The organism is Enterococcus sp. AZ163 (assembly GCF_050498925.1).
Lineage (GTDB): Bacteria > Bacillota > Bacilli > Lactobacillales > Enterococcaceae > Enterococcus_A > Enterococcus_A ferrettii.
On record NZ_JBIPAO010000002.1, the window covers coordinates 576361 to 602295 of the forward strand.

Genomic DNA, 25935 nt, shown 5'->3' on the forward strand with positions numbered 1-25935 from the left:
ACGCTTTCTTTTCAGTAGATTATCATCTGTCCTCAACCGCAACAAGGTAAAACAAGTAAAAAAAACTAATTCTATTTCTTAGTTTAGTAAACTAAGAAAAGAGAAGGCGTTTTCTTGTAAAACAAGTAGACAAATTAATCAATATGAGTTAAAAATAGAAAGATAGCCCTAACCACCGACTAAACTAAATCTCTTTTGTTTAGTTAAGTTCATTTATATAGGAGAAAAGAAAATGAAATTAGAAGATGTCGCACGTTTAGCAAACGTTTCAAAATCTGCCGCCTCCTTAGCCCTAAACGGTAAGCCCGGAGTCAGTGAAGAGACGAGAGAATTCATTTTAAAAATTGCCCAACAGTATAATTATGTCCCGATGCGAAAGCATACGAAGGTGGAGGAAGACAAGCTGTCGATTCGTTTGGTGGCCTGTACCAATAAAGATGTCATTACTGAAGAATACGATCAATTGCCTTTTTTTAAGGAGCTGCTTTCCTACATTGCTACCGAGGCTAGTCGAAATCACCATGTCTTGACGACAAACAATTTGCCAAAGCATCACTTATTAGAGAAATTAACTGAGCTGGAGTCTCATGATCTCAGCGACGGCATCATTCTGTTGGGTACGAATTTAACAGCAGCTCATATAGCTCCTGTCAATCAACGCTTTGAAAATTTAGTGATCTTGGATACTCAATGCAACAATTTAAACTGCAACACCATTACGATGAACAATTACCAGGGGGTGTACGCTGCCACTAGACATCTAGTGGAGATGGGACACGAGCGTATTGGATACATTAAAGGCCTGCCGCGAATCAATAACTTTTACGATCGACGGCGTGGCTTCAAGGATGCCCTAAAATTTTATGACATCAATCCGGAAAGTTTGCCTAAATTTTATCTACCGGCCATGAACCTGCAGCTGATTGATAAAAATTTGGAGAAATTCGACGCTTTCATAGCTGACCTGACTGCTGTTTTCTGCGAGGATGATTACATTGCCATCAGTGTGCTGAAAACGTTGAATTCGCTAGGCTATTCAGTACCTGAGGATCTGTCGATTGTTGGATTTGATGACATTCCTGAATGTCGTGTGACGACACCCGAGCTGACCACCATCCACGTTCCCATCAAGGAAATTGCTATGGAAGCCATCACGATGATTGAAAATGGCCTGACTGCCTCAAAAGTGAAAAAGCAAATTCTGCTAAACACCGAACTGATCCAACGAAATTCAGTCAAAAAGCTTTCCCGAATGTAAAAAGAGCGCCTCATTCTGATTTTAAACAGAATGAAGCGCCCTTTTCAGTTCAGCAGCCATAAGAACAAACATTGGTCGAATGCCCTATTTTAAGTTTCATCAGCTTGTTTGTCTTTCATTTCCTATCGCATTAACAGATTGCATCAACTTACTTCTACTAAGAACGTACTTGCTTATTTAATCTTGCCGATAACTTCACAAGAAACCTTTCAGCTTTTCAAAAAAAAAGAATTTACAGTACAGTTTTGCCGATGCTGTGTTTGCTTTTATTCTTCTTCAAACAATTCAAGCTCAAGGCAAGCCTTCCAAATACCATGGTTTTTAACCGTATCTGTTACATAGCTGGCCTTAGCTTTCAGTTCATCATTGCCATTTCCCATCGCAATCGGAAAGCCTACCTTTTCAAACATGGCAAAATCATTTTCTTCATCTCCAAATGCCAAAGCCTGATCGGAGCTGATCCCCATTTTTTGCAAAATTTCTTCGACTCCACTCGCCTTCGAGACATGCTTATAGTGGATATTCAAGGCGGTTGGGGCCACCTTCTCAGCAATTAGCTTCTCTGTATCTAGCGATGGCAAGTCTTCTTTAGGGCAATGACATAAAAATTGCAGAATATTTTCTGGCAATAGTTCGTCAGCAGAATATTCTAGAATTTCTTCAGGTGTTTCCAATAAGAAGTCTGTTTGCTTCGCCTGAAACTGCTCCACCATTTCCTTTACTAACTCAATGGACAGATAATGATTAGCCACCGGCTCCCCTTGAAAAGTAACATAAGTTCCGTTGGAAGAAATGACACTGTCTACCCCAAGCAGTTCTGCAAAATCAGCGATCTTCTCGTAATTACGTCCAGAAGCAATCACCGGTTCAATCCCTTCCTCCTTCAATTTGCTTAAAGCTCGTTTAGCTGACTCAGGAATTCGTCCATAAATCCCCAGCTCCCTAGGCAGTTCATTATCAGCCAACGTTCCATCCACATCAAAAAAAGCTACTTTATAATTTGAATTCATTAACAACTAGTTTCCTCCTTTTACTTACGACCATCCTTCAGCTTAACAACTACTCGAAACTGCCGTTCTGGGTGACTTTCCATATTTGCATATTGAATTCTCGCTTCAAAAATATCCTCAGAACCAAAATAAAGCATTTGGTTCAGCAGATCATTTTTACCACTGGGAACATAACCTAATTTGTGGTCTTCAAAGAAAACTGCCACTGCATTAGGATCATGAGGATTATCCGGTTTGTCTAAGGTTGATTCTTCCATGACCGCTAAGTGGAAATCTACCCGGTCTCGACTTCTTTCAAAGGTGTGCTCCTTTTGATTGATAATAATGCTCCCGGTTCTTTCCTTTTATTTTACCAATAGTTATACAAAGTTGCTATGTCATTTCTAAACTACTGACTCTCACTACAAAAAAATTACTACCCTTTTTTTAGTCAAAGAGTAGTAATTTTTTGCTTTAGTCTTCCGTCTGGTAATAAGAAATAGCAACATCGATACTTTGAAATTCCTTATCTGTCATAAATTCAAATTTATATTTTTGACCCGGGCGCCAGTTGTTGGCACTCAAATAGGTAGTATCTATGACTACACCTTCACTGTCCAATAGATTAACTGTGGCAGTCAGACTGCTCACATTGACACCCGTAGTGTTTTCAACCGTTGCAGTATAGTTGCGATAGATGATTCCGCTATCCACACCCTCCTCTGCAAATCCAGCATTTTGAAGCAACGTTTGAATCTCTTCCTCAATCTTTTCTTTTTGAGCAACTTCTGTGCCATGGGCTGTTAATTCTTTTAGGGTAGCCTCATACTTTTTAGAAATAGGAATCGTATAGTTCTCTGAAAAATCCACCAGCATTTTCGTACGAGTAGAATAATGCTTCTCCCACTTCTGATAAAAAGAGTCAGACCCAAACGTTTCTGTCACTTCAAGTCCATTTTTCAGTTCATTGATGTAAGCAATTGCTTTTTCTTGAAGCTTTGTATCCTTAAATTGTCCGCTTGTATAGCGATCAAGGATAGTCAATTCATAATTTGTCGCCTTTTGCAGTCCTTCTTTTTCCCCATCATCATTATCTTCCGCATAGCTCCATCGTTCTTCAAGTCCTTTACCTAAAGAATCCAAAAAATCCTGATCCACGTAAATAGGACCTGTTGACTCTGTTGTTTTTCCAGTGTCATTACCTCCGCAGGCTGACAGGAACGTGGTGAAAAGCAGACATGTTGCAACAAACACCATTTTTTTCATTTTTGCTCTCCAATCTATTTAACTACTTAACTGCTTTCTTGATATTTCTTTCTATCGATTATAATCGAACCGTAAAAGAACCCTCGTTTCAATTAATTATATCAAACCTTTTAAGAAAAAATCCGTAAAATTAAAAAAGGCCCTGGAAAAATTCCAAGGTCCCAATTCGCTATTTTAACTGTTCATTCATCTTTTCGATCTTCTTTTTTTCTACAAAGTAATAAACGGTCCAGATAGAAAAGAAAATTGCGGCAAAAATGAAGCTGCCAGAAATTATCGGTCCTAATTTGAATGGAAACAAGTCCACTAAGTAAGCTGTACTAAAAAATAGAACATAACTGCCAAATAAATGAATTGCCGCAGCAGGAAGCAGCGGGAGATTACTGTCATACACTCGCGATAATGCGCCAATCAGCGTTGTCATTAGTAAGCAGCCAATCACCATCCCTCGAACCTTGGCATCGACAAAAAATAGTCCCGAAACCATCAAAATTAAACTGCCTGTCATCAAGCCGATTATTGCTGATTTAAGTATTTTCATGTTGCTTCCTCCTAAAGGGTTAGTTTATTTTTTAATTGTTGGAAATAGCGTCTGGAGATTACGACCTGACAGTCGTCTTGTAAAAAACCATAATAATTACCGGAAAAGGCTACCTCCAACCGCTGCAGCTTGTTTAGGTTTATGATGGTTGATTTAGCTACCCGCACAAATTTCTTGCTGTCCAGCAGTTTCTCCAGGCTAGTTAAGGCTTGCCGCACAACCACTTGCTCCCCATTTAAGTGAATATTTACTTCCTTGCCAAATACTTCCACATAAATAATCTCATCCTGCCGAATCAACTGATACCCATCAATTGTTTTTAAGGAGAGTACTGCTGGTTTACCAGAAAACTCATTCACATGCTCGATCATTTTCTTACCAAATTCAAGATCATAGGTTTTGACTTCTACCTCTGAATCCTGATATTTTTCTGAAACCAACAAATGAACCTTGAATAGTTCCACTTCCATCACCTCTCTACATTCATAGTTTACCAAAAAACTTGCTGCGAAAAATGCCTTTTAGCACAAGCGGTTATATTTCGGTATAAGTGGTGAATCAAGCCTTTTTTCCGAGTCAAAAATAGGACTTAAGGTTGACGTCTTCCGGCTCCATCTCTCCTATGATAGAGAAGTAGAAAACATTCGGATAAATAAATGAAAAAAGAGGAGGTTTTTTTATGAAAAAAAATCTATTGGATAAAACAATTTTAGTCTTGGTCGTTGCTTCTTTAGGTCTAGTCGCAGTTAATCGTTATGTTTTTCAACCGATTTGGAAGGCCGAAGCAAAAAAGGAAATGGTCGCTTTAAAACAGGAGCTGAAGGAAGAGCAGCAAGACGTTAAATCAGAAGTGGTCGATACGGTTAAATCAGTTAAAGAAGAAGTGAAAGATGCTACAGCCACCAGTAAAATCCAACTAAAAGAAGCGCTAAATTAAAACGATCAATCGTCGGAAATAGGCTTCATTCAATACAACAATTCGTTTAGCATTTCAGAAACAAAGAAACGGAACCTTACCTATTTCTAAAGGTAGGGATTCGTTTCTTTTGATTTTTAAGGCGAATTCTCACTTTTACCTTAGAAAAAAGCTGTATAAATTTTTGCAATTGAATGTATAACAATTTATCCGCTCTTGAGCTGCCTTATTTTTTCTAGACTATCTTCTTAGCAACTGTGATAAAATAAGAGAAAAATGGATGGTGAGTTCATGAGCCCATATGTTAATTTAACCCAAGAGAATATCGCCCAAGAACATCTTTGCTGTGCGATTGCCGGCATGAAGCATCAAGCCGGTGTGGATACTAAAAAGGCTTGGCTGAACGATCGAATTCAAGAGGGACACATCTTTCGCAAGCTTAACGAAAACGGCAAAGTCTTTATTGAGTATTCACCTCTGGAAACGGCTTGGGTCCCAGTAGTGGGAGAAAACTATTTGTATATTTATTGCTTATGGGTTTCAGGGAAATTCAAGGGACACGGTCATGGGAAAGCCTTGCTGGACTATTGTATCGCTGATGCGAAAGCACAGGACAAATCAGGCGTTTGTGTTGTCAGCTCGAAAAAGAAGAGTCCCTTTCTTAGTGATAAGAAATTTCTGACCTTTCACGGGTTTGAGGTTGTGGATACGCTAGTGGGAGATTATGAACTGCTGGCTCTTTCCTTTGATAACACTCTGCCGCAATTTGCCGAAAATGCTCGAAAGCAGCAGATTGATGATCAGGAGCTGACTATTTTTTATGGTCTGCAATGTCCTTTCATCCCTAATGGTTTAAAAGAAGTTGAAAACTATTGTACTGCTAACGAGATTCCATTGAATACCATTGCAGTCGATAGTCTAGAAACAGCCAAAAATCTGCCCGGCATGTTTAACAACTGGGCCATCTATTATAAGGGTGATTTCCAGACGATTCATATGATGAATGAAGGCCAGCTGAAAAAGTTTTTAGCCAAACATTCCTAAAAAAGGACGATCCTCTTAGGTAAAAAGCCTAAGGGGATCTTTAGCAAGCGTTCTCTTATTATCGTATCAAAAGTATTTTACTTATGCTCGGATTGGTTGATCAACTGTTTGAATGACTACTGGTTGTTGAACTACTTCACGGAGATCATTGTCTACTTTTATCGACGTTTCCGGCTCTCCCATTAAAGCACTAACGACCGTAAGATCGCCGATCTCTTCCAACAAGCACTTAGCAAAAGTATAACGCAGTCGGCGAAAATGAATGGGGGCCAACTTAACTTTCTCTTCATTCCCATGAAAATATTCAGTAAGCCATTGCGGCTGCCTTGATTGATTGAATTGTGAAAAAACGTAGTGACTTGTTTCCGCAGATTCTTTCAGACGCAAAAAAAGTGGAACAATTTTATCCGGTATGGGAATAATCCGTTGCGCACCGGTTGATCTCCTATCTTCTGCTGCACCTGCCTTAACATATAAAAGATTTTGCTCGCAATCGATATCCTCCCATTTCAATGCAGCGATCTCTTCAGCTCGTAATCCCATATATAAGGCGATAATTGCAGCTTGTCCTGGCAGACTGTTTTTTCTTTCAATGAATTGATCTAAGTCCGCTTGTTCCGACAAGGAGAGCGCTTCGATTCTTACTCTGGTCCTTTTTTTCACGATCTGTTCATAAGGATTCTCTGAAAGAATGTCTAGCTGAACAGCATAATCTAAGGTCTTGCTGAGTAAAGACTTCAATTCTTCAATGGTGTAAGCATCTACTTCTTTTTGCTTCCAATCCATCATTAAATTAACTAGCATGAAGCGATCCAGCATTTGTAGAGGGACCTCACCAATTGCTGGATAGAGATACTTTTCCAATTTATATTGATAACTCCTAAATGATAAACAAAATGGCATAAACTGCTCCGATGCTACCCGTTTGCACCAGTTACGATACGTTATATGACAATCATCCGTCGTTTCGATTGCAGCCCTGTCTTCCTTTATCAGGTTTTCACCCGCTTCTTGTATCTGATTTTCTCTTTGATTAGCGTGGTAATTCCCTAGGCGCTGATCCTTTCTTAAATAGGCTCTTGCACTTCCTACCATAAACAACTTCCCCCTTTTTTTATGACACTTTAACAAAAAAATCCCTATAAATAGCTCTACTTCTCAAAAAAACATACAAGTTTTCACACAAAAAAAGTAGAACTATATATATTATAATCTTTTTCAGAAGTTTTTAAAGCTTAAATTCAAGATTTTACCAACAGAAAATTAGTTTTTTTGTTGCGCATTTTTATAAAATTCTTTTTAACAAAAATTGCTAGACATTTTACTTAAAACAATCAATTATTTTATTCAAAGAAAAAAAGCTGATTTATCCTCAGCTTTTCTTAGGTGAAACCTTGATTGCAATCAAGGAGAGAATGTCAGTCAAATCTTGCTCTGTTCTAATTTTCGGATGCAGCCATCCCCCTTGCTCGCCACAGGGATAGCGCTCCTTCCAGAGCCTTTGCATCTGCGGCTGCAGTTGAGCAAGAATTGCTTCAACCTTAGATGCACCTTTGTCATTAATGGATAACGTGCAGGCAATCCCACCCTCTTCAAAAAAAAGGTAACAGAGCAACGACTTCTTGTGGGCATAACGATAGCCCCAGCCCTCCTGCCTTCCAAAAGGAAAACGTAATTCCCGCTGCAAATCATAACGTTTTTGCAGTGCGTCTTCGAATTGCTCCAGCTGATGAAGAGCTAATTTACCGATAAACATTTGAATTTGTTCCTCAGTCGGCCTTTTTTTCTTATCCGACAAATGTTTTGTTTCTTCCATCGTATCCCTCTCCTCACAAAAGAATAAACCGCTTTCTTATATTATAAAGTAAAAAGAGCTGGCAATCAGAATAATATGCCAGCTCTCTTATCGTAAGTTATTCCATGCGGTAATCCCTTAGTCGGTAGCCTACCCCTATTTCAGTAATCAAATATTCCGGCTCCAACGTATTCTCCTCAATTTTTTTTCGAAGATTAGACATATTTACTCGTAAGGTTTGCGCATCGCCAGCATAAGGTCCCCACACTGTAGTCATCAATGTGTCGTAAGTGACCACTTTACCTAAGTTTTGAAAAAGAACCGTCAGAATGCGAAACTCATTTTTAGTCAGATGAATTTCTTTACTCGCTTTATAAAAAAGCTGCCGTTCAAAATCAATTTTTAGTTCCTTGTTTTCAATAACCTGGGAATCTAACAAGGGGCGACTGGTATGACGCAAAGCAGTTCGGATACGGGCTAACAATTCATTGGTGCTAAAAGGCTTCGTCACATAGTCATCCGCTCCCAAATCCAACGCCTTCACCTTGTCGATTTCGCTATTACGAGCTGAAATAATAATGATTGGCAGTTCCATCCGTTTACGGATAATTTTCAACAGCTCAACACCGTCAATGTCTGGCAATCCCAAATCTAGCAGCAGCAAATCAAAGCTCTCCTCCTGCAGCAGCATTAACGCTTCCATCCCGTTACCTGCGATTACCAGCTGGTAGCGCTCCTTTTCCAGCACCACCTCCATAAAGTCGGTAATGTTGGGATCATCCTCAATTAACAGCAGCTTTCTGACCATTGACTTCCCTCCTTAACACGAGACGAAAAATGGTTCGTCCTGGTTTTGTTTCAATTTCTAATTGTCCTCCATGCGCATGAACGATGGTTTTTACAATACTTAAGCCAATTCCTAGACCATTTTTGGAATCTACTGGAACTTCCTGGTCACTTGTCAGATTATTTTGGATTCGTTGAAATTGAGCTAGCGGAATTTCTCCGGCATTTTCGATTTCAAATGTCGTCCGTTGATCCTGCTGATAGGCAGTCAGCTGAACAGGTGTCTCACCATTCCCATGACGCAGAGCATTCTCAATTAGATTAAACAGCGCTTGCTCGATCAAAATCGGATCAACCCTCAACAAAATAAATTCTTCTGGCAGCGTGACCTGAATCTCCCGCTGCGGATAAACTTTTTTAATATGCTTGTAGACCGCCTCCACGATTTCCTCGAGGGATTCCTCCGTTTTATCTACCTTCATAGTATCCATATTAATTCGGGTAATCGACAATAGATTCTCCACCATTCGAATCAACCATTGGGATTCTTCTTGGATATCGGCTAATAGTTTTTCCCGCGTTTCTATCTTGATTTCAGGATTCTTCTCCATGGTTTCTGCCAAACCAGAAATCGCGGTTAGCGGTGTTCGTAAATCATGGGAAACGGCCCGCAACAGATTGCTGCGAACTTTTTCCCGTTCATTCTCGATTTCAATCTTTTCTTTTTCACTCTTTAAATTAGCTTGCTCCAAAACCACGGCAATTTGGGTTAGGACTAACCGTAGATAGTTGAGCTGACTATTTTCTAAAACTTGATTGCGGTTACGTTGAATCCCCAGCACCCCTAAACTTTGTCCACCAGAAAGGATGGGTAAATAGAAGCCTTTTGAACCCACTAAAGTATCGGTTCCATTGCCCGCCTCCTTCTGATTTTTCGCAGACCAGAAAGCCACAGCGGCTTCTTCTGCACCACCTAATTTTGAACTTTTGTTGTCCGGGACACTGACACTTTTCTTCTCACCTGATGGATTATAAAAAATAACCTCACGATTGAGCAGACGAGATAAATAAGTCGTCGTAATCTCAAAGATTTGCTGAGAATTTTCAGCCAACACATACTGCTTATTTAATTCATATAAAATTTCCATCTGGTGCTCTTTTTCCTTAGAGCGAACCGCTTGAGCTTTTAATCGAACCATCAAATTGCTTATCATTAAGGCCACAATCAGCATAATTACCAAGGTAATCGGATACCCCTGCTTGTACACTGTTAATGAGTATAGCGGCTCCACGAAAAACCAGTTGAAAGAAAGCACACTTAAAATAGAAGAAAGAGCACTCCAAAAGTATCCGGAAGTCAGTCGAGCAACCAGTAAAACAAAGAAAATATAGAGCAGCATCAAGTTTTGATCCCCTACATGCAAATACTGCATCAGCTCGGTGACTACTGTTGCGGCCAAGACTCCGCTTAAAGCAATCCCAAAATCTTTGGCGCCTCCCTCAATCACTTTCTTAGGATAGGCAAAAATCGAGGTTTGAGTTTCCTTATAGGGAATCAAATGAACCTCAGTAGCACTCAAGCGGCGCAGCAGCCGATCTTCAAATTCCTCTGAAAAAAGCGAGTGATACCAACGGCGGCTTAAGTTTTTACCCATTATGATATCCGTTACACCAATCATCTTGGCGTACTCAACAATCGTTTCGAAGCTGTCATCTTCTTCAATGCTAATCACTTGGGCACCCAGCTTTTCTGCTAAAGGAACTCCGGTTGACGTCGTGTCTGAGGAGCGTATCTGGATCACCACCCATTCAGCACCTAAGCCCTGAGCCAAACGAGAAGACCAGCGGATACACTTTTCAGCCATTTTCGGCATAGTTTCATGAATAATCGTTAAAAGCTTTACTTGTACGCCGGTGTTTTTACCACCTACTCGATTAATATGATCAGAAGCCCGTTGAATCGCTAATCCTCTTAACTGCTCCAGCTTTTGCGGTATGAAGAAATTTTGCAAAGCACGTTTGGCGTTTTCGTTGGAATAAATTTTCCCCTGCTCCAGCCGTTCAATCAGCTCATCCGGCTCGACATCAATCACCTTCAACGAGGCTTGTTGGAAAAAGGTATCCGAAACCGTTTCTTTAACCTCGATCCCGGTTACCTCTTCTACAATATCATTTAGGCTTTCGATATGCTGAACATTCACTGTAGTCATGACACTGATACCAGCATTCAGCAGCTCATCTATGTCCTGATATCGTTTGCGATTTCGCGAGCCTGCAGCGTTGCTGTGAGCCAATTCATCAATAACGACTAGATCCGGCTGGCGTTCAATGATTCGGTCAATGTCTGGCTCATATAAAGTCAGCTGCTTATAAGTCACCGCTTTTAACGGAACCTGCGGCAAGCCATCCAAAAGTTGATTTGTTTCTGGTCGATCATGCGGTTCAACATACCCAACCACCACATCTTTACCTAGCGCTAACAGCTCATGAGCTTCCGCCAGCATTGCATACGTTTTACCCACGCCAGCCGCAAAGCCGAAGAAGACCCGCAGTTTTCCTCGATGAGAAAAGGGCTTCTGTGTTTCTGAAATTTTAGTGACCGCCATTTGGGCCGGTGCTCCTTTCCCTACTGATCGTCCAAGGCCAAATTCAAGGCAAGAACATTGACGAATTTCCGATCAGAAAACCAATCTTTTTGGCTGTTTTTCTCGATTATATCATGAATTGCCGCTTCACTTAGTTTTCGCTCACTGGCAATACGGGGAATTTGAAATTCAGCCGCCTCAAAACTAATGTGAGGGTCCACACCGCTGCCGGAAGCAGTCACTAAATCATTGGGTACATCAACAGCAGAATTAGCTTTCTGTGCTTCATTTGTCCGAGCCGCCAGCAGTTCTTTTTGCTTTTCAGAAACTGGCGAAAGCTGACTGACCTCTGGACTTCGACCTGTAAAATAGCCAGCCCCTTCAAAGGTTTGAGCAATTAATTCCGAACCGACAATTTTCCCATTCTTCTCCAGAACACTTCCATTAGCTTGGTTAGGAAACAGCAATTGCCCAACTCCAGTAACTAGTAAAGTATACAGTCCTCCAAAAATCAGCAGACTGAATAATAAAAATCGCAGGCTTGCACCAAGTTTCTTCATTTCCTTTTCCTCCTAAAGAATGATTGCTGACAGGATCAAGTCAATCAATTTAATAAATACGAAGGGAGCCAAAATTCCTCCTAAGCCATACACCAGCAAATTATTCCGCAGAATCTGACTAGCCGGTTTCTCCTGATAGCGGACTCCCTTCAAGGCCAAAGGAATTAACGCCACAATAATCAAGGCATTATAGATGACTGCTGAAAGGATCGCAGTTAATGGACTCCCTAAATGCATCAAATTCAATTGATTCAATTCGGGATAGATTCCATAAAACAACACGGGAATTACCGCAAAATATTTAGCAATATCGTTAGAGATACTAAAGGTGGTCAATGCTCCACGAGTCATCAACAGCTGCTTACCAATTTGAACTACAGCCAGTAGTTTCGTGGGACTGGAATCCAAGTCAATCATATTCCCTGCTTCTTTGGCTGCTTGAGTACCGGTATTCATCGCCATCGCCACATCCGCCTGAGCCAAGGCTGGCGCATCATTTGTTCCATCACCAGTCATGGCGACCAAATGTCCTTTGTCCTGATAGTCACGGATCAAGTTCATTTTATTTTCCGGAGTGGCTTCGGCTAGGAAATCATCCACGCCTGCTTCAGCTGCAATCGCTGCTGCAGTCAATGGGTTGTCCCCAGTAATCATAATGGTTTTAATACCCATCTTTCGCATGTCAGCGAATTTGTCCTTTACGCCATTTTTGACTACATCTTTCAAATAAACGACACCCAGAACTTGGTTGTTCTTCACTACTACCAAGGGTGTTCCACCAGCTCTGGCTATATTATCCACGATCTCATCACAAGCCTCCGGGTAACGATTGCCTTTTTCCTCCACGTATTTTTTCATGGTATCAGCAGCACCTTTACGAATTTCATCGCCGCGATAATCAATCCCGCTCATCCGAGTTTTGGCACTGAAATCAATGAAGCGTACTTCCAATTTCTGAAATTCTCTTTGACGAATATTAAAAGCTTCCTTAGCCAGAATGACAATGCTGCGCCCTTCTGCCGTTTCATCAGCCAGAGAAGAAAGCTGAGCAGCATCGGCTAATTGTTCTTCAGTGACACCCGGAACCGGTAAAAATTCACTAGCCCGACGATTCCCCAACGTAATTGTCCCCGTTTTATCCAACAGCAGGACATCCACGTCTCCCGCTGCTTCAATTGCCCGACCACTCATCGCAATCACATTTTCCTTAGTCAAACGACTCATCCCGGCAATCCCGATAGAAGAAATCAACGCTCCAATAGTAGTCGGTGCCAAACAAATCAATAAGGCAATCACAATAACACTGGAAATCACTTCACCTTGACCGGAAAGCTGACTGCTGAAATCGGTAAAAGGCACTAAAGTAATCGCTACGCTTAAAAAAATAATCGTTAAAGTGATCAAAAAGATTTGCAGACCAATCTCATTTGGTGTTTTTTTTCGTTGGGTTCCTTCTACCATGGCAATCATCTTATCTAAGAAGGATTGGCCATTTTCGGAAGTTACTCGAATCACTAGATAGTCAGAAACGACCGTTGTTCCTCCAGTAACTGCACTGCGGTCACCACCAGATTCCCGAATCACCGGAGCCGATTCACCGGTAATCGCGCTTTCGTCCACTGAAGCTGCACCTTCAACAACGTCCCCATCCGCCGGGATTTGTTCGCCGGATTGAACGTAAACTAAATCACCTTTTTTCAAGTCTGACGAACGTATCTCTGTAAATTCTTCCGCCTCGATCGCTGCTAAAGAATCAATTTTGTACGTCATTACTTCTTTTTTTGCCTGCTTCAAGCTGTCAGCCTGAGCTTTGCCTCGTCCTTCCGCAACTGCTTCAGCGAAATTGGCAAAAAGCAAGGTCAGCCAAAGGAAAATGGTAATGGATATACTGAACCATAGAGGAACACCAGTATCGGTAAAGCACAGCCCGGTGGTCAGCAGGGCACCAACATAAACGACAAACATGACCGGATTTTTTATTTGTTGGCGAGGGTCAAGCTTTTTAAAGGCCTGCCCGATCGCCCATTGATAGATTTTTTTCATCATTTTCACTCCGTTTATATCCTAAAGTATTCAGCAATTGGTCCCAAAGCCATTGCGGGAAGAAAGCTTAAAGCTCCCACCACGAAGATCACAATAATCAACATGGTCACAAAGGTTGGACTGCTGGTTGACAAGGTTCCTTCGTTTAACGCCGATTTTTTCTTCATGCCCATATTTTCAGCCAATAATAAAATGACCAATATCGGCAAATAACGTGAAAGCGTCATTAACAAGCTGCCTAACACATTTATAAATGGCGTATCTGCTGCTAATCCAGCAAAAGCACTCCCATTGTTGTTGGCTAAAGAAGTTGCCCCATACAGTAATTCACTAAAAGCGTGAGGACCACTATTGGTCAACCAGGTCATAACGTCTGGATGAAGTACTAACGCCATCGCTCCGAATAACGTCAATAGCAACGGTGTTAAAATAACCACACTGGCCATCTTAATATCAAAAGCTTCAATTTTTTTGCCTAAATATTCTGGCGTACGCCCCACTAGCAAACCAGCGATAAATACGGCTAGCAGCAAGAAGGCCATCATTCCGTATAATCCGCTGCCGACACCCCCGAAGATTATTTCTCCTAGCTGCATCAGAAATAGCGGAATTGCTCCACCTAAGGGCGTGAAGCTGTCCAGCATGGCATTAACTGACCCGTTGGAAGCGGCTGTCGTGCTAACTGCCCACAAGCTGGACCAGCCAATTCCAAATCGAACTTCCTTACCTTCCATGTTCATGGTTCCTAATGCATTGGCCAGCTGCGGGCCGTAATATTCGTTGACCACCACTCCTACAAAAGCTAACGAAACAAAAACTAAAGATGTAATCAAAATCGTTCGTCCTTGCTTCAAATCCTTTACCCAGAAACCAAAGGCAAAAATTAATGCCGCTGGAATCAATAAAATCGCCAAATTCTCAAAGAAATTCGCTAAAATAGTCGGGTTTTCAAACGGATGTGCTGCATTTGCTCCAAAAAAGCCGCCGCCGTTGGTTCCCAGCTGCTTAATCGCAACTTGACTGGCTACTGGCCCTAAATGCAACCACAGGGATTTCCCTTCCACTCCTTGGTAAGCTGTCCCATTGCTAAACGTCTGTACACTCCCTTGTGAAATCAACACAATTGCCAGCACAAAGGCCAGTGGCAGCAAGATATAAACTAAACTACGAGTCAAATCCTGCCAAAAATTACCGAGCATGCGCTTTTGTCTCTGACTAATTCCTCGTATCAACGCGCAAGCTACTGAAAGTCCAATGCCGGCAGAAATAAAATTCTGAACCGTCAAACCAAAAATCTGCGAAAAATGCGACAGTGTTGTTTCTCCGGCATAAGCCTGCCAGTTTGTATTGGTCACGAAACTAACTGCAGTATTCAAAGCCAGATCAATCGGCAAATTAGCAACCTTCTCGCCTCCCGGCAGCCACTGCTGGGTCGTCAGCAGTACCATCAGAACCACTAGCGAAGAGAAACTCAATAGTAGTACATGAACAAAATAAGTTTTCCCACGCATTTCCTTTTTACTAACAGGTCCAATAACCTTATAAAAAAGCCGCTCCAAAGGCTGTAAAAACCGTACATAACGCGGGATTTTCCCTTGCATTACTTCCTTGATATACCAGCCTAAAGGTAAAGCAGCCGCCAGCAAAACAAAAAAGAAAAAGATGCCTTGATAAATTAGACTGCTCATAGCTCTTCCCCCTTAAACAAAAACCAGAATAAGTAGACCATTAATAGTCCGCCGATTATTCCAAGTAGTACATTCATTGTCTTTTCCTCCATATCGACAGCCACTGCTGCCGCAAACTAGCGGGACCTTGTCCTTCACCTCTTTATCTTAGCCAAAAAGCTATAAAGACAGTGTTAAGCTTGCTGAAATTTCTTTATATCCTCTTTATACAAGCCAGTTCTGAGTTTTATTGGGGATAAATGGACAACTAAACGCGCATTGCATAAAACCCTTTGCTGGAACGAAAAGCAGCTTACCTTTTAGCTAAAAATTCTGAAGGTTAAGGTAGAAGAATTGAGCAGAATAGAGTTGTTCTTTACAAAAAAATACCCAAACGATTAAGGGAGGACTTCGGTGTAATCACGTTCGATCACCCAATGTGTCCCCAATCGTTTGAGTAGTTTTTCAACCTATTTATTTTTACGTACATAATCCATATAGCCAAAGGCAAAAGCCTCTATCAAAATGAAAAAAGACGAGGCTGTCTGCAGCCACCAATCTTTTGGCAACGGACTGCGGCTGGTGGAAGCATACAAATTATAGTCCGACCGACCCGACAACCAGTTGTTCTGTAAACTAGTCACCGATACAATTACCGAGTTGCGAATCGACAACGTATTTAATACATTTTCCAAATGTGTATTCTCACCTGACAGCGATAAAACAAAAATGATGTCCTCATCAGTCAGACGTTCAATAATTCGTCGAAATTCATTTGACTGAGCCGAGGCCGGAATCATTTGGGCCGGCTTGCCAATGAGTAAAAATAATCGCTGCAGCTCAGCAGCCTGACTTTGCTGAGTTACTCCAGTTGAAAGAATGTAAATATTATGACTAAGTTTGATTTTTTGATAAATCTCTTCCCATTCAGCTGCTTCAATATACTCCATGGTCTTTTTTGTATCTTTAATAATCTGCTTGCGAAAATCCAAATGCTGCTCTAGTGTATCTTCGTGATCCTGCCATTTTAAAAAGTTTCGTAATTCACCAAACCCGGTAAATCCTAATTTTTGGGCAAAACGAATAACTGACGACTTGGAGGATAAACAAGCTTTAGCAAACTCCTGAGTACTCATGTTGGGCACCTCTTTGGGATGATCCACAATATAATTGCTCATGGCTAAATCTGTTTCATTTAAGTCAGTATAATTTTGATTGATAATATCCGCAAAGCGCATCGTTTTCCCCTCACCCGTTTTCTTCTATTGTATAAGAAGAGCGTTTGGAGAAGCAAGCTGTTTCCGCAGATGGAAGGCAAAAAACGAATGCCTGAACAGTAACCAGACATTCGTTTATTAGCTATTTCAATTCAGGCCACCAGTCTTGGTTAGCTTCAATCAATTCATCCAAAATTGCTTTCGCTACCTTAGCACTGGGAACTGTTTTTGATAAAGTCAAGGCCTGCCATAGTTTTTGGTAGGATTGTTCTAAATAGGCCTGAACCACCAGCTTCTCAACTGAAACCTGCTGAGTCATCAAGCCTTTTTGGAAGTCAGGAATTTCCCCCATACACAACGGTTCATAGCCTCGCTTGCTGACAATACATGGGACCTCTACCATCGTATCCTGAGCCATATTTGCAATCGCGCCCTTGTTCTCAACAATCAGCAGCATTCTTTCATACGTATTGTAAGCCAATGCCCCCGCAAGCTGAACGATAAACTCTGCGTGCTCTCCTGCTTCAATGGATGTCCCTACCGCTGTTTGTTCATGAGCTACCCGCTGACATTCGACAAAAACATTTTTCTCGCGATTGTCCATTACTTCGTTAGCTCTCGTCCGATTTGGATCAGCATGGGCGACTACATAATCGGGATACAGATAATATTTCAAATAAGTATTGGGCATGGTATCAGGATCGACAGCATACACATCTTTGGCTTTTTGGAAAGTATCCATCCAGCTGGCCTCATCCAACAGTGGGTTGCCTTCTTCAGCAGCCGCAGCATACCCAAACTTCTGGACATGCTCCTTCAGTCGCGGCATTAAATCATTCCCCTGACGGTCCGTCAGCTCCGTCCACCAGCCAAAATGGTTTAAACCATAATAACGATCCACAATTTCATTCTCATTTTTCAAGCCTAAAATATCCGCCATTGATTTTTTAATTGCCACTGGCATATCGCAAATGTTGATAATTTTTGCTTCCGGACGCAGTCTGCGAGTTGCTTCAGCCACAATCGCTGCTGGGTTGGAATAGTTTAACATCCAAGCCTCCGGTGAGTATTTTTCCATAAAATCAATCAACTCAATTACTCCAGGAATCGAACGCATACCATAAGCTACTCCTCCTGGTCCACAGGTTTCTTGACCAACGACACCATAACGCAACGGGATTTTTTCATCCAGCTCCCGCATCTTTAACCCGCCAACCCGAATGTGAGCCATTACAAAATCCACATCGGAAAAAGCGGTCTCTGGGTCGGTTGTCGCCAAAAATGAAATATGAGGTGCCCGTTCTCTAATAATTACTTCGCAGGCCTTCGCTACAACCTCTTGTCGTTCTTGATCATTGTCATAAAATTTCAACTGACGCAGAGGGAATTTATCTTGATTTTCAATTAACATCATGACGATTCCAGCAGTATACGTACTACCTCCGCCAGCAATTACTACTGATTGTGCTTCTAAACTCATTACTTTCGCTCCTATTCTTCAATTCCTAAAATTTCACAGACTGTTTCTTTAAACTCTTGCACACCCATGCCAATAATGACCTGAATATTCTTGCCGTTTGTTACGACTCCCTTAGATTTGGGAAGGTTTTCCAGTAGATGGGTGTCCACTTTTTCAGGGTCCTTTACTGTTACTCGCAAGCGGGTAAAACAGTTAGTCACCAGTTCAATGTTACTAGCACCACCTAAACCGGAAATAACCAAATCCTCCTCTTGCTCTGAAACTTCGATCGCTGTTTGATCAACTAGTCCATTGCCTTCTGCAACTGCTGCTTCAACTACGTCACGTCCAGGTGTTTTAATGTCCAGCTTTTTAATCAAATAAACAAAGGTAACAAACCAAACTACCATCATGACTAGGCCAACAATAATCACTAAATAAAACTTAGTCAGTGATGGACTAAAGACTGAATTGGAAACGACTGTATCAATTAGTCCGTACAGCATATATGTTCTTGCTCCTAATGCCCAAAGCAAGGTTTCTGAAATGGCGGTTAACAAACTATTCACTAGCCATAACAAAGGTGAAATGAACAAGAAAGTGAAATCTAGTGGTTCTGTAATACCCGCAATCGCTGCCACAAACATTGAGGGCAACATCATCCCTTTTACTTCATCTTTTCGATCTTTGTTGGCACAATAAATAATCGCCAAGGTAATCGCAATCGAACCGAAAATCTTAACAAAGCCAAAGGTCGCAAAACGTAATGATGAATCCAATTGAGTAATCGTATTGGCATTCGCCATCTCCGCGTAAAAAATGTTTGCCGCTCCACTGTAAACCTGTCCATTGATTTCCGCTGTCCCACCAAGTGCTGTAAAACAAAACGGCATCCAAAGCAAATGATGCAAGCCAGTTGGAATCAAGAAACGATTCCCAAAAGCATAAATGAAGACACCTAGCAGGCCTGTAGTCAAAATGACATCAGACAATGACGTGATCCAACCATTAATCACCGGCCATACATAAGACAAAACAATCGCTAGTGCCAAGATAATGGGAATCACAATCATGAAGGTCAGGCGTGAACCACCATAAATACTCAAAATATCATGCAATTCTTTATTAGAAAATTTATTATGCAAATAGCCTACTAGACAGCCAACAATCATACCTAGAAAAACATTCATATCAACTACCTGAAACCCTAATACCATTCCTTGGCCTGTTCCGAACAGCCCCATTTCGCCAGCTTCCGCAATCATGTGATTCATAGAAAGCCAAGCATTATTTGCTGCTAAGAAAAACAAAAAGGCAATAAGGGCAATTAATCCTGCTTCCACTTTTTTCTTTTCAGCCAATGATGAGGCAATCCCAATACAGAAAATCAACGACAGGTTATTTAACATACTGTCCATCATCGTTTTAATCAATGTTCCAAAGGTTTGCAAAAAAGCTGGCATGAAGCTCAATTGTAAAATCACGGCCAAAGCAAGAAACAACCCCATTACCGCCATGAATTTCACTGGTACAATGACTGCCCGTGAAAATTTCTGCATCGCTTCTGTCACTTTTATTTTCATTCGTTCTCCTCCCAAAATTTTTCGATACGTATCTATGTCTCTAATTTACCTGTCGCCGCAACCGATTACAATGGATCATCCGTATTGTGGACCTAGGTCCACAGTTTGAAACGCAGCAGTCATCCATCAAAAAATTATTTTGCACGACGCAACAAAAAAAGCAAAACCTCAAAGATTCTGCTTTCGTTACACTATTTCTTGTATGTCTGCTTTTTCACTTTCTTCTCTAGTCAGCTTGTAGATCCATTTACCAAAATTGGCTTTCAGAAAGACTGGGACGCATTTAAACAGCTGATCCGAGTTCAAGGCAAAAACTACCACTGCCGGTGAGGCCTTGAAATAAAAGGCTAATAGATAAGACAGCGGAATCACAATTAGCCAGCTGCTGATTAAATTCATCTTGATGATAAACATTGGACTGCCGCCGCCTCGAATAATTCCTTCGCTGGTGGGCATCTGATACCCCATTCCGACGTAAATGACACTCAAAATAATCAGAAATTGATTCGCCATCGTTTGGGTTTCAGTTGACAAATCATACAAGCCTAAAATCGGAATACGAACAAAAAACAGAAGAATTCCGCCGATAATGCCAATAGCCAAGTACATTTTTTGTAATTTCTTCGAATAGACAATGACTTGGTCGAGATTGCCTGAGCCAATCTCTTTTCCGATAATAATTGCTCCCGCTGAAGCAGCACCCACAGCTCCACCCTTAACCAATAGAAAAAGAACAGAAGCCACACTATTAGCAGCAATTGCGGCCGAGCTCATGTAACCTAAAATCGACGTTTGCAGTCCCGTACTTAATCCCCAAAGTGCTGCAATAGCAGTCATTGGCGCTACTACCCGAAAATAATCTTTTCTCAATAACGAATCGAAGGTCAGGTAATCCTTTACCTTACTGCGCAGTGTTTTATCTCGCAGCTTTAAATAAAGCAGCAGTAAAGTCAGTTCAATTATTCGGGCAATCAAAGTCCCGATAGCGGCTCCCTGAACGCCTAATTCTGGTGCTCCAAACTTCCCGAAAATCAGAGTATAATTAATGCAAATATTTAATAAAAAAGCTGCGATTGACAGATAAAACCCAATCTTAACAACTTCAACACTACGCAAAGAAGCCAGCAAAATCATGGTAATTGCTAAAAAGAAATAGGAAAAACGGACAATCATTAAGTAGTTGATCCCCTGCTCAATAATCGGCTGAGAAGTCGTGAATATCCGCATGACCTGCTCTGGAAATAACGACACCGCCGTAAATAACAGCACCGCTGCGCCAACCGTAATTTTGATCGCAATAGCCACAATTTTTTTGATTGGTTCAATCCGACCAGTTCCCCAGTACTGACTACTAATCATCACGACCCCTTCACCTAAAGCATTTAAGATTTGCTGGTAAAAAAATTGTACCTGATTAATCGCAGCTACACCCGATAAAGCGATTTCACTATAGGCGCCAATCATCATGTTATCAGTTAGATTCACGCTTAAGGTAACAACATTTTGTAAGACAAATATCGTATACAAGGAGAAGAAACGTTTCGAAAACTTCATGCTCAACCTCCTTTTCTTATAAGTATAGCATCGAGCAGAATGAAAATAAAAGAGCTGTAGACGATTGTTTTGTCTACAGCTGATTGTTTTTGCCTTTACCTAACGAATTAAATTCGGTCATTTTCATTCTAACCACTTAAGCAATGACTTTTTCTCTGTCTCTATTAATTGTTTTGGTTCATTTTGATCGAATGGATACCCAGCAAGCAGTTCCTCCCAGGATTAAATGCTAGTGTGAAAAAACAGACCGACCTAATTGATATTATAAAAGTAAAATAAGAAGAAGTATCTCCTGCACGATACTTCTTCTTATCGTTTATTCCTCATCATTGACCTGAAAAAACCGTACCGACTGGTTCATTGTTAATCACCTTATACAAGGATTGAGGATTATTGCCGTTAGTAATCACGGTATCAATTCCCCGTTCCATGGCGAATTTAGCTGCTCGCAGTTTCGTGATCATCCCGCCTCTTCCTCGTTTAGAACCCGCGCCTGATGCTAGTGCCTCAAGCTCAGGGTCAATGCTTCTTACTTGGTTAATCAGCTGGGCATCGGAATTTATTCGCGGATCTTGAGAATACAAGCCATCAATATCAGAAAAAATAACCAGCTTTCTAGCATGACATAGACTGGCAACCTGTGCGGATAACATATCATTGTCTCCAAACAACTTATCTGCTGATTCTATTTCCGAACAATTGATGGAGTCATTTTCGTTAACTATGGGAATGATTCCAATCTCCAGCAGGCTTTCAAAGGTACTTATTAGGTTTTCCTTCCTTTCTGCCACCTTCAAATCTCCATCATTCAATAGAATTTGTGCCACAGTTTTCCCATAATCACGAAAGAATTTGTCATAAAGCATCATAATGTTGCATTGCCCCACAGCCGCTGCTGCTTGCTTCATGCGTAAAGATTCGGGATAAGCTGCCAGCTGTAATTTATTGGCACCAATCGCAATGGCCCCGGAAGAAACTAAAATCAATTCATACCCCAAATTTTGGATGTCCGCCAAAACGTAAGCAAATTGATCAAAAGACCGCAGATCATTTTTGCCGATTTTATTAGTTAATGAAGTCGTCCCTACTTTAACAACCAGTCGATTCTTGTGTAATCCCATATGCTATACCTCAATAATGGTCAGATCATGCTTGCTATAAGGTAATAATTTTTCAACAATATCCTTTGTCGCTATTTTTAAATAACCGGTGGTGGTTCCATCACTGCAGCCATACCACTGATCATTGACTACATCCTGGTCAAAAACAATCTGCACTTTTTTCTCTGGATCAATTAAAACACTAAAAACGGTGGCTGCCCCAATTTGGGTACCCAGCAGCTCTGCCATTCGTTCTTCTGACGCAAAGGAAACACGGGCGATTTCTAACGCTTTACTAAAATCCTTTGAGCGAAAGGGTTTATCTCCTCTCGTTACAAACAGATAAAAATTGGTTTGCTGCCGATTACATAAAAACAAAGTTTTGACCATATTCATATCCAAACGCTCATTAATTTGTAGACAATCCTCCATTGTAATTACTTCATCAGTTGCTACACGTTCGAAAGAAATCTTCAGCTCATCCATAGCTTGATACGCTTGTTCTTGTACAGTTGTCGTCAATTTTGTTGGTGTGTCAGTATAAATCTCACTCACTTGAATCATTTATTCTCCTACTTTCCGGTTGAAATTACTGTAGAATTAGCTTACCATGAATTTAAACATTACAAAAACGAATGTTTATCATCTTTAACATGATGATTCCAGATGAAAAGAGTGAGATACCTATGGATATGAATATTCAAAAATACATAGCTTTTGTCAAAACAGTTGAGTTAGGCAGTTTTACCAAAGCTGCTGAAACACTTAACTATTCACAATCCGGTATTAGCCGCATGATTAACGATCTGGAAAAGGAATGGAACATTACCTTATTGGAACGTAACCGTGCCGGATTGCGCCTCACCTCCGATGGCTTAAATATTTTCCCATTGGCAAAGAAATTATATGAAGAATATGAGGCTGTGCAGCTTCGTCTGGAAGAATTGGGCGGCATCCAAACTGGCGGCATTCGTATCGGAACTTTTTCTAGTGTAGCAACCCACTGGCTGCCGCAATTAATGAGTGATTTTCAAAAAGACTACCCCAATATCGCCTTTGAATTGCTCTTAGGCGATTACGATGAAATTGAAAAATGGATCGTTAATGGCCGCGTTGATTTTGGTTTTCTGCGTTTACCCACGCTACCTGAATTGCAGGTTCAGTATATTGAACAAGATGAGTTGAAGGTCATTTTACCTGAGAATCATCCTCTGACTAGCTTGCCGCAGGTTTCGCTGCAGGATCTTTATGGCCTTCCTTTCATTTTGCTGGAAAAGGATGGCAACTCAGATATTACACGCCTGTTGAATAAGCTGAATTTTTCACCCAATGTCCAATTTACCACCTGGGACGACTACGCCATTATGGCGATGGTAGAAAAGGGATTAGGAATTAGTATTTTACCTAGCCTAATCCTAGAACGAATTCCTTATAAATTAGTAATTAAGGAATTAGATGTCCCAGCCTTTCGCAAAATCGGTTTAGCCTATAAACAAAAACAGATGCTTTCCTTGGCCAGTAAAAAGTTTATTGCAGTATTTGAATAGAAAAAAGCAGTTAACCCATTTAATGGTTAGCTGCTCACAATAAATCTTTTTTCATAATAGCGATAGACGGATAGTGCTCCAATGCAGTTAAATCCATATCTAATGGCACACTGTAAACCATATAATAAGCTTGACTGTCGTCCTGCTCAGCCAACTTTCTCTTATAAGCTGTTTAAGCAATTCGGGAGTAGATTAATTTTATTTTTAGCTTTAATTAAGAAAAGAGACGCAACTATTATTTCTCTTAGACAAAAGAACGGCGATAATTGGGAGCCAGTTTTGTATGATTGATAACTAGAGATTTTATACAAGGAAAGCTGCTCAATAACATAAAGAAAAGCCGCGACATTTTGATATGCTACCCCTATCTAGGACAAGGAAATAATTAAATCCTAGATAGGGGTATTTGTTATGGGAAAAAGAAGGATGAAGCTGAGTCCAGAAGAACGTCTAAAGATTGTCGAGAGTTATCTTAGACATGAGATCAGTTTGAAGAGAGCCACCAAGGAAGCACAGGTTTCCACAGAAACAATCAAACGATGGTGCAATTTGTATGAAAATGAAGGAGCCGCAGGTTTGGTTGCTTCAAGAAAGAATAACAATTATTCGAAGGATTTGAAGCTGATAGCCGTTCAAGATTACTTTACTGGTGGAGGCAGCCAAGTTTATATCGCCAAAAAGTATGGATTAAGAAGCAAGAGGCAACTACAGGACTGGATCAAGGTTTATAATACTCATAAAGACTTCAAATCAGAAAGTGGTGGAAGTAGAATGAGTCAAACCCGTGAGACCAGTCAAGAGGAACGTCTGAAGATTGTATTAGAGTGTCTAGCCAATAATAAGGATTATGGAGCGATGGCAATCAAGTATCAAGTGTCCTATCAGAACGTCTATAACTGGGTGAAGAAGTATGAGCAGCGAGGCTATGACGGGCTTCAAGATCGGCGAGGCCGACGCAAAGCGAAACAAGTCGGCCGAACACCAGAAGAAGAACAAGCAATTGAGCTAGCCAAATTGAAGAGTGAGATTAGACAATTGAGAATGGAAAATGACCTGTTAAAAAAAGTGAGGGAATTGGAGAGGAGGAATCGTTAGGGTAATTTCGAAACGTGGCTGCTTACCAAGCAATCAAATTCTTGCACGAAGAAATGGACTACCCGATAAAACCCTTGTGCGAACTCTTGCGGATAACACGCTCTGCCTATTATCGCTGGTTGAAACATCCAGAGAGTGTACGTGAACAAATCAATCGTCAAATCACAAAAGACATTCGAACAATTCATGAGAAGCATCCAGATATGGGGTATCGTCGAATTAAAGATGAATTGAAGCGGACCTATAAGATAAATGTTAACGATAAACGAGTCTTACGCATCTGTCGTCATGAACAAATCCAATCGAGGATAAAACATCCAGCAAATTGTATTACAAGGCGTGCTTATGCTCCGTACTACAAAGCAAAGAACGTTTTGCGTGGCCAATTTCATGCAGAGGCGCCGAATCAGAAGTGGGTGACAGATGTTTCAGAATTCAAGTATTTTATTGGACCAATAGTCAAAAAACTCTATTTGAGTGCGATTCTAGATCTTTACGATCACCGCATTGTCACGTATGTACTGAGTGACACCAATGATTTGGACTTGGTCTTTGATACGTTTGATCAAGCAGTCGAATTGGAGCCAGAGGCTCATCCAATTTTCCACAGTGATCAAGGGTTTCAATATACCCATGTGAACTTCTTCCGCCGCATCGTAAAAGCCGATATGATTCAGAGTATGTCTCGTGTAGGGAAATGTACTGATAATGGGCCTATGGAAGGTTTCTGGGGAATGCTTAAGCGAGAAAACTATTATGGACGAAAGTTTACCAGTCGCGAAGAACTCGTCACAATGATTACTGACTACATGAAGTACTACAATACTGGACGTTACCAACGAAAATTACAAGTAATGACGCCGATGGAATTTCACAACAATTACTACAAAGCTGCATAAATCACCAAGGTATATTCAAAAAAACTACTCA

24 protein-coding genes are annotated in these 25935 nt (G+C 40.9%); 6 read left to right on the plus strand and 18 right to left on the minus strand.

Annotation, left to right across the window (positions count from 1 at the left end):
* Positions 1-232 precede the first annotated feature (232 nt).
* On the plus strand, positions 233-1258 hold the full coding sequence (locus IGI46_RS21160) for a LacI family DNA-binding transcriptional regulator (protein ID WP_429965866.1): 1026 nt from the start codon (positions 233-235) through the stop codon (positions 1256-1258).
* Between the two features lie 266 nt (positions 1259-1524).
* Here IGI46_RS21160 and IGI46_RS21165 read toward each other — a convergent pair whose 3' ends face one another.
* The 5 genes from IGI46_RS21165 to IGI46_RS21185 form a co-directional block, all read right to left on the minus strand.
* Entirely contained in the window at positions 1525-2268 is a 744-nt protein-coding gene (locus IGI46_RS21165; protein ID WP_429966090.1) for an HAD family hydrolase, read from the minus strand.
* Positions 2269-2288: 20 nt separating this feature from the next.
* Positions 2289-2525 carry an HIRAN domain-containing protein gene (locus tag IGI46_RS21170; protein WP_429965865.1) on the minus strand — a complete coding sequence of 79 codons (237 nt, stop codon included), beginning with the start codon at positions 2523-2525 and terminating at the stop codon, positions 2289-2291.
* Positions 2526-2721: 196 nt separating this feature from the next.
* Positions 2722-3513 carry an FxLYD domain-containing protein gene (locus IGI46_RS21175; RefSeq protein ID WP_429965864.1) on the minus strand — a complete coding sequence of 264 codons (792 nt, stop codon included), beginning with the start codon at positions 3511-3513 and terminating at the stop codon, positions 2722-2724.
* 169 nt (positions 3514-3682) lie between these two features.
* On the minus strand, positions 3683-4054 hold the full coding sequence (locus tag IGI46_RS21180) for a DUF3021 domain-containing protein (protein ID WP_429965862.1): 372 nt from the start codon (positions 4052-4054) through the stop codon (positions 3683-3685).
* An 11-nt stretch (positions 4055-4065) separates the two neighbouring features.
* Positions 4066-4518 (minus strand): LytTR family DNA-binding domain-containing protein, encoded by a 453-nt coding sequence (locus IGI46_RS21185; RefSeq protein ID WP_429965861.1) that lies wholly within the window; start codon positions 4516-4518, stop codon positions 4066-4068.
* Between the two features lie 215 nt (positions 4519-4733).
* Here IGI46_RS21185 and IGI46_RS21190 point away from each other — a divergent pair, with 215 nt between their 5' ends.
* Both IGI46_RS21190 and IGI46_RS21195 read left to right on the plus strand, forming a co-directional pair.
* Positions 4734-4991, plus strand: a complete 258-nt coding sequence (locus IGI46_RS21190) for a YtxH domain-containing protein (RefSeq protein WP_207701830.1) — start codon at positions 4734-4736, stop codon at positions 4989-4991.
* A gap of 270 nt (positions 4992-5261) precedes the next feature.
* Positions 5262-6014: a GNAT family N-acetyltransferase gene (locus IGI46_RS21195; protein ID WP_429965860.1), complete on the plus strand. Its 753-nt coding sequence runs from the start codon at positions 5262-5264 to the stop codon at positions 6012-6014.
* 81 nt (positions 6015-6095) lie between these two features.
* Here the strand turns inward: IGI46_RS21195 and IGI46_RS21200 are convergent, their stop codons facing one another.
* The 13 genes from IGI46_RS21200 to IGI46_RS21260 form a co-directional block, all read right to left on the minus strand.
* Positions 6096-7109, minus strand: coding sequence for a tyrosine-type recombinase/integrase (locus IGI46_RS21200; protein ID WP_429965859.1), 1014 nt, complete (start codon positions 7107-7109; stop codon positions 6096-6098).
* Positions 7110-7386: 277 nt separating this feature from the next.
* Positions 7387-7830 carry a DUF3788 family protein gene (locus tag IGI46_RS21205; protein ID WP_429965858.1) on the minus strand — a complete coding sequence of 148 codons (444 nt, stop codon included), beginning with the start codon at positions 7828-7830 and terminating at the stop codon, positions 7387-7389.
* 97 nt (positions 7831-7927) lie between these two features.
* On the minus strand, positions 7928-8617 hold the full coding sequence (locus IGI46_RS21210) for a response regulator transcription factor (RefSeq protein ID WP_429965857.1): 690 nt from the start codon (positions 8615-8617) through the stop codon (positions 7928-7930).
* The gene (locus IGI46_RS21215) at positions 8592-11201 is read right to left on the minus strand and encodes a DUF4118 domain-containing protein (RefSeq protein ID WP_429965856.1); all 2610 of its coding nucleotides are present in this window, start codon (positions 11199-11201) and stop codon (positions 8592-8594) included. The genes IGI46_RS21210 and IGI46_RS21215 overlap by 26 nt, the downstream gene beginning before the upstream one ends.
* Positions 11202-11221: 20 nt before the next feature.
* On the minus strand, positions 11222-11740 hold the full coding sequence (locus tag IGI46_RS21220; RefSeq protein ID WP_429974209.1) for a potassium-transporting ATPase subunit C: 519 nt from the start codon (positions 11738-11740) through the stop codon (positions 11222-11224).
* Positions 11741-11752: 12 nt separating this feature from the next.
* Entirely contained in the window at positions 11753-13783 is a 2031-nt protein-coding gene (gene kdpB / locus IGI46_RS21225) for a potassium-transporting ATPase subunit KdpB (RefSeq protein WP_429974210.1), read from the minus strand.
* Positions 13784-13797: 14 nt separating this feature from the next.
* Positions 13798-15471: a potassium-transporting ATPase subunit KdpA gene (kdpA, locus tag IGI46_RS21230; protein ID WP_429965853.1), complete on the minus strand. Its 1674-nt coding sequence runs from the start codon at positions 15469-15471 to the stop codon at positions 13798-13800.
* A 449-nt stretch (positions 15472-15920) separates the two neighbouring features.
* Complete coding sequence (locus tag IGI46_RS21235) at positions 15921-16688, minus strand: MurR/RpiR family transcriptional regulator (RefSeq protein ID WP_429965852.1); 768 nt, start codon at positions 16686-16688, stop codon at positions 15921-15923.
* A 121-nt stretch (positions 16689-16809) separates the two neighbouring features.
* Entirely contained in the window at positions 16810-18147 is a 1338-nt protein-coding gene (locus IGI46_RS21240) for a 6-phospho-alpha-glucosidase (protein WP_429965851.1), read from the minus strand.
* Positions 18148-18158: 11 nt separating this feature from the next.
* Positions 18159-19709: a PTS transporter subunit EIIC gene (locus IGI46_RS21245; protein WP_429965850.1), complete on the minus strand. Its 1551-nt coding sequence runs from the start codon at positions 19707-19709 to the stop codon at positions 18159-18161.
* Between the two features lie 186 nt (positions 19710-19895).
* Positions 19896-21263, minus strand: a complete 1368-nt coding sequence (locus IGI46_RS21250) for an MATE family efflux transporter (protein WP_429965849.1) — start codon at positions 21261-21263, stop codon at positions 19896-19898.
* 326 nt (positions 21264-21589) lie between these two features.
* Positions 21590-22384, minus strand: coding sequence for a glutamate 5-kinase (proB, locus tag IGI46_RS21255; protein ID WP_429965848.1), 795 nt, complete (start codon positions 22382-22384; stop codon positions 21590-21592).
* A 3-nt stretch (positions 22385-22387) separates the two neighbouring features.
* Positions 22388-22927 (minus strand): prolyl-tRNA synthetase associated domain-containing protein, encoded by a 540-nt coding sequence (locus IGI46_RS21260; RefSeq protein ID WP_429965846.1) that lies wholly within the window; start codon positions 22925-22927, stop codon positions 22388-22390.
* Positions 22928-22998: 71 nt separating this feature from the next.
* On the opposite strand from IGI46_RS21260, the gene IGI46_RS21265 reads away from it, so the two are divergent.
* The 3 genes from IGI46_RS21265 (at position 22999) to IGI46_RS21275 (ending at position 25904) form a co-directional block, all read left to right on the plus strand.
* Positions 22999-23910 (plus strand): LysR family transcriptional regulator, encoded by a 912-nt coding sequence (locus IGI46_RS21265; protein WP_429974211.1) that lies wholly within the window; start codon positions 22999-23001, stop codon positions 23908-23910.
* 411 nt (positions 23911-24321) lie between these two features.
* Positions 24322-25005: a transposase gene (locus IGI46_RS21270; protein WP_429963056.1), complete on the plus strand. Its 684-nt coding sequence runs from the start codon at positions 24322-24324 to the stop codon at positions 25003-25005.
* Between the two features lie 14 nt (positions 25006-25019).
* Complete coding sequence (locus IGI46_RS21275) at positions 25020-25904, plus strand: IS3 family transposase (protein ID WP_429963057.1); 885 nt, start codon at positions 25020-25022, stop codon at positions 25902-25904.
* The last annotated feature ends 31 nt before the right edge of the window (positions 25905-25935 follow it).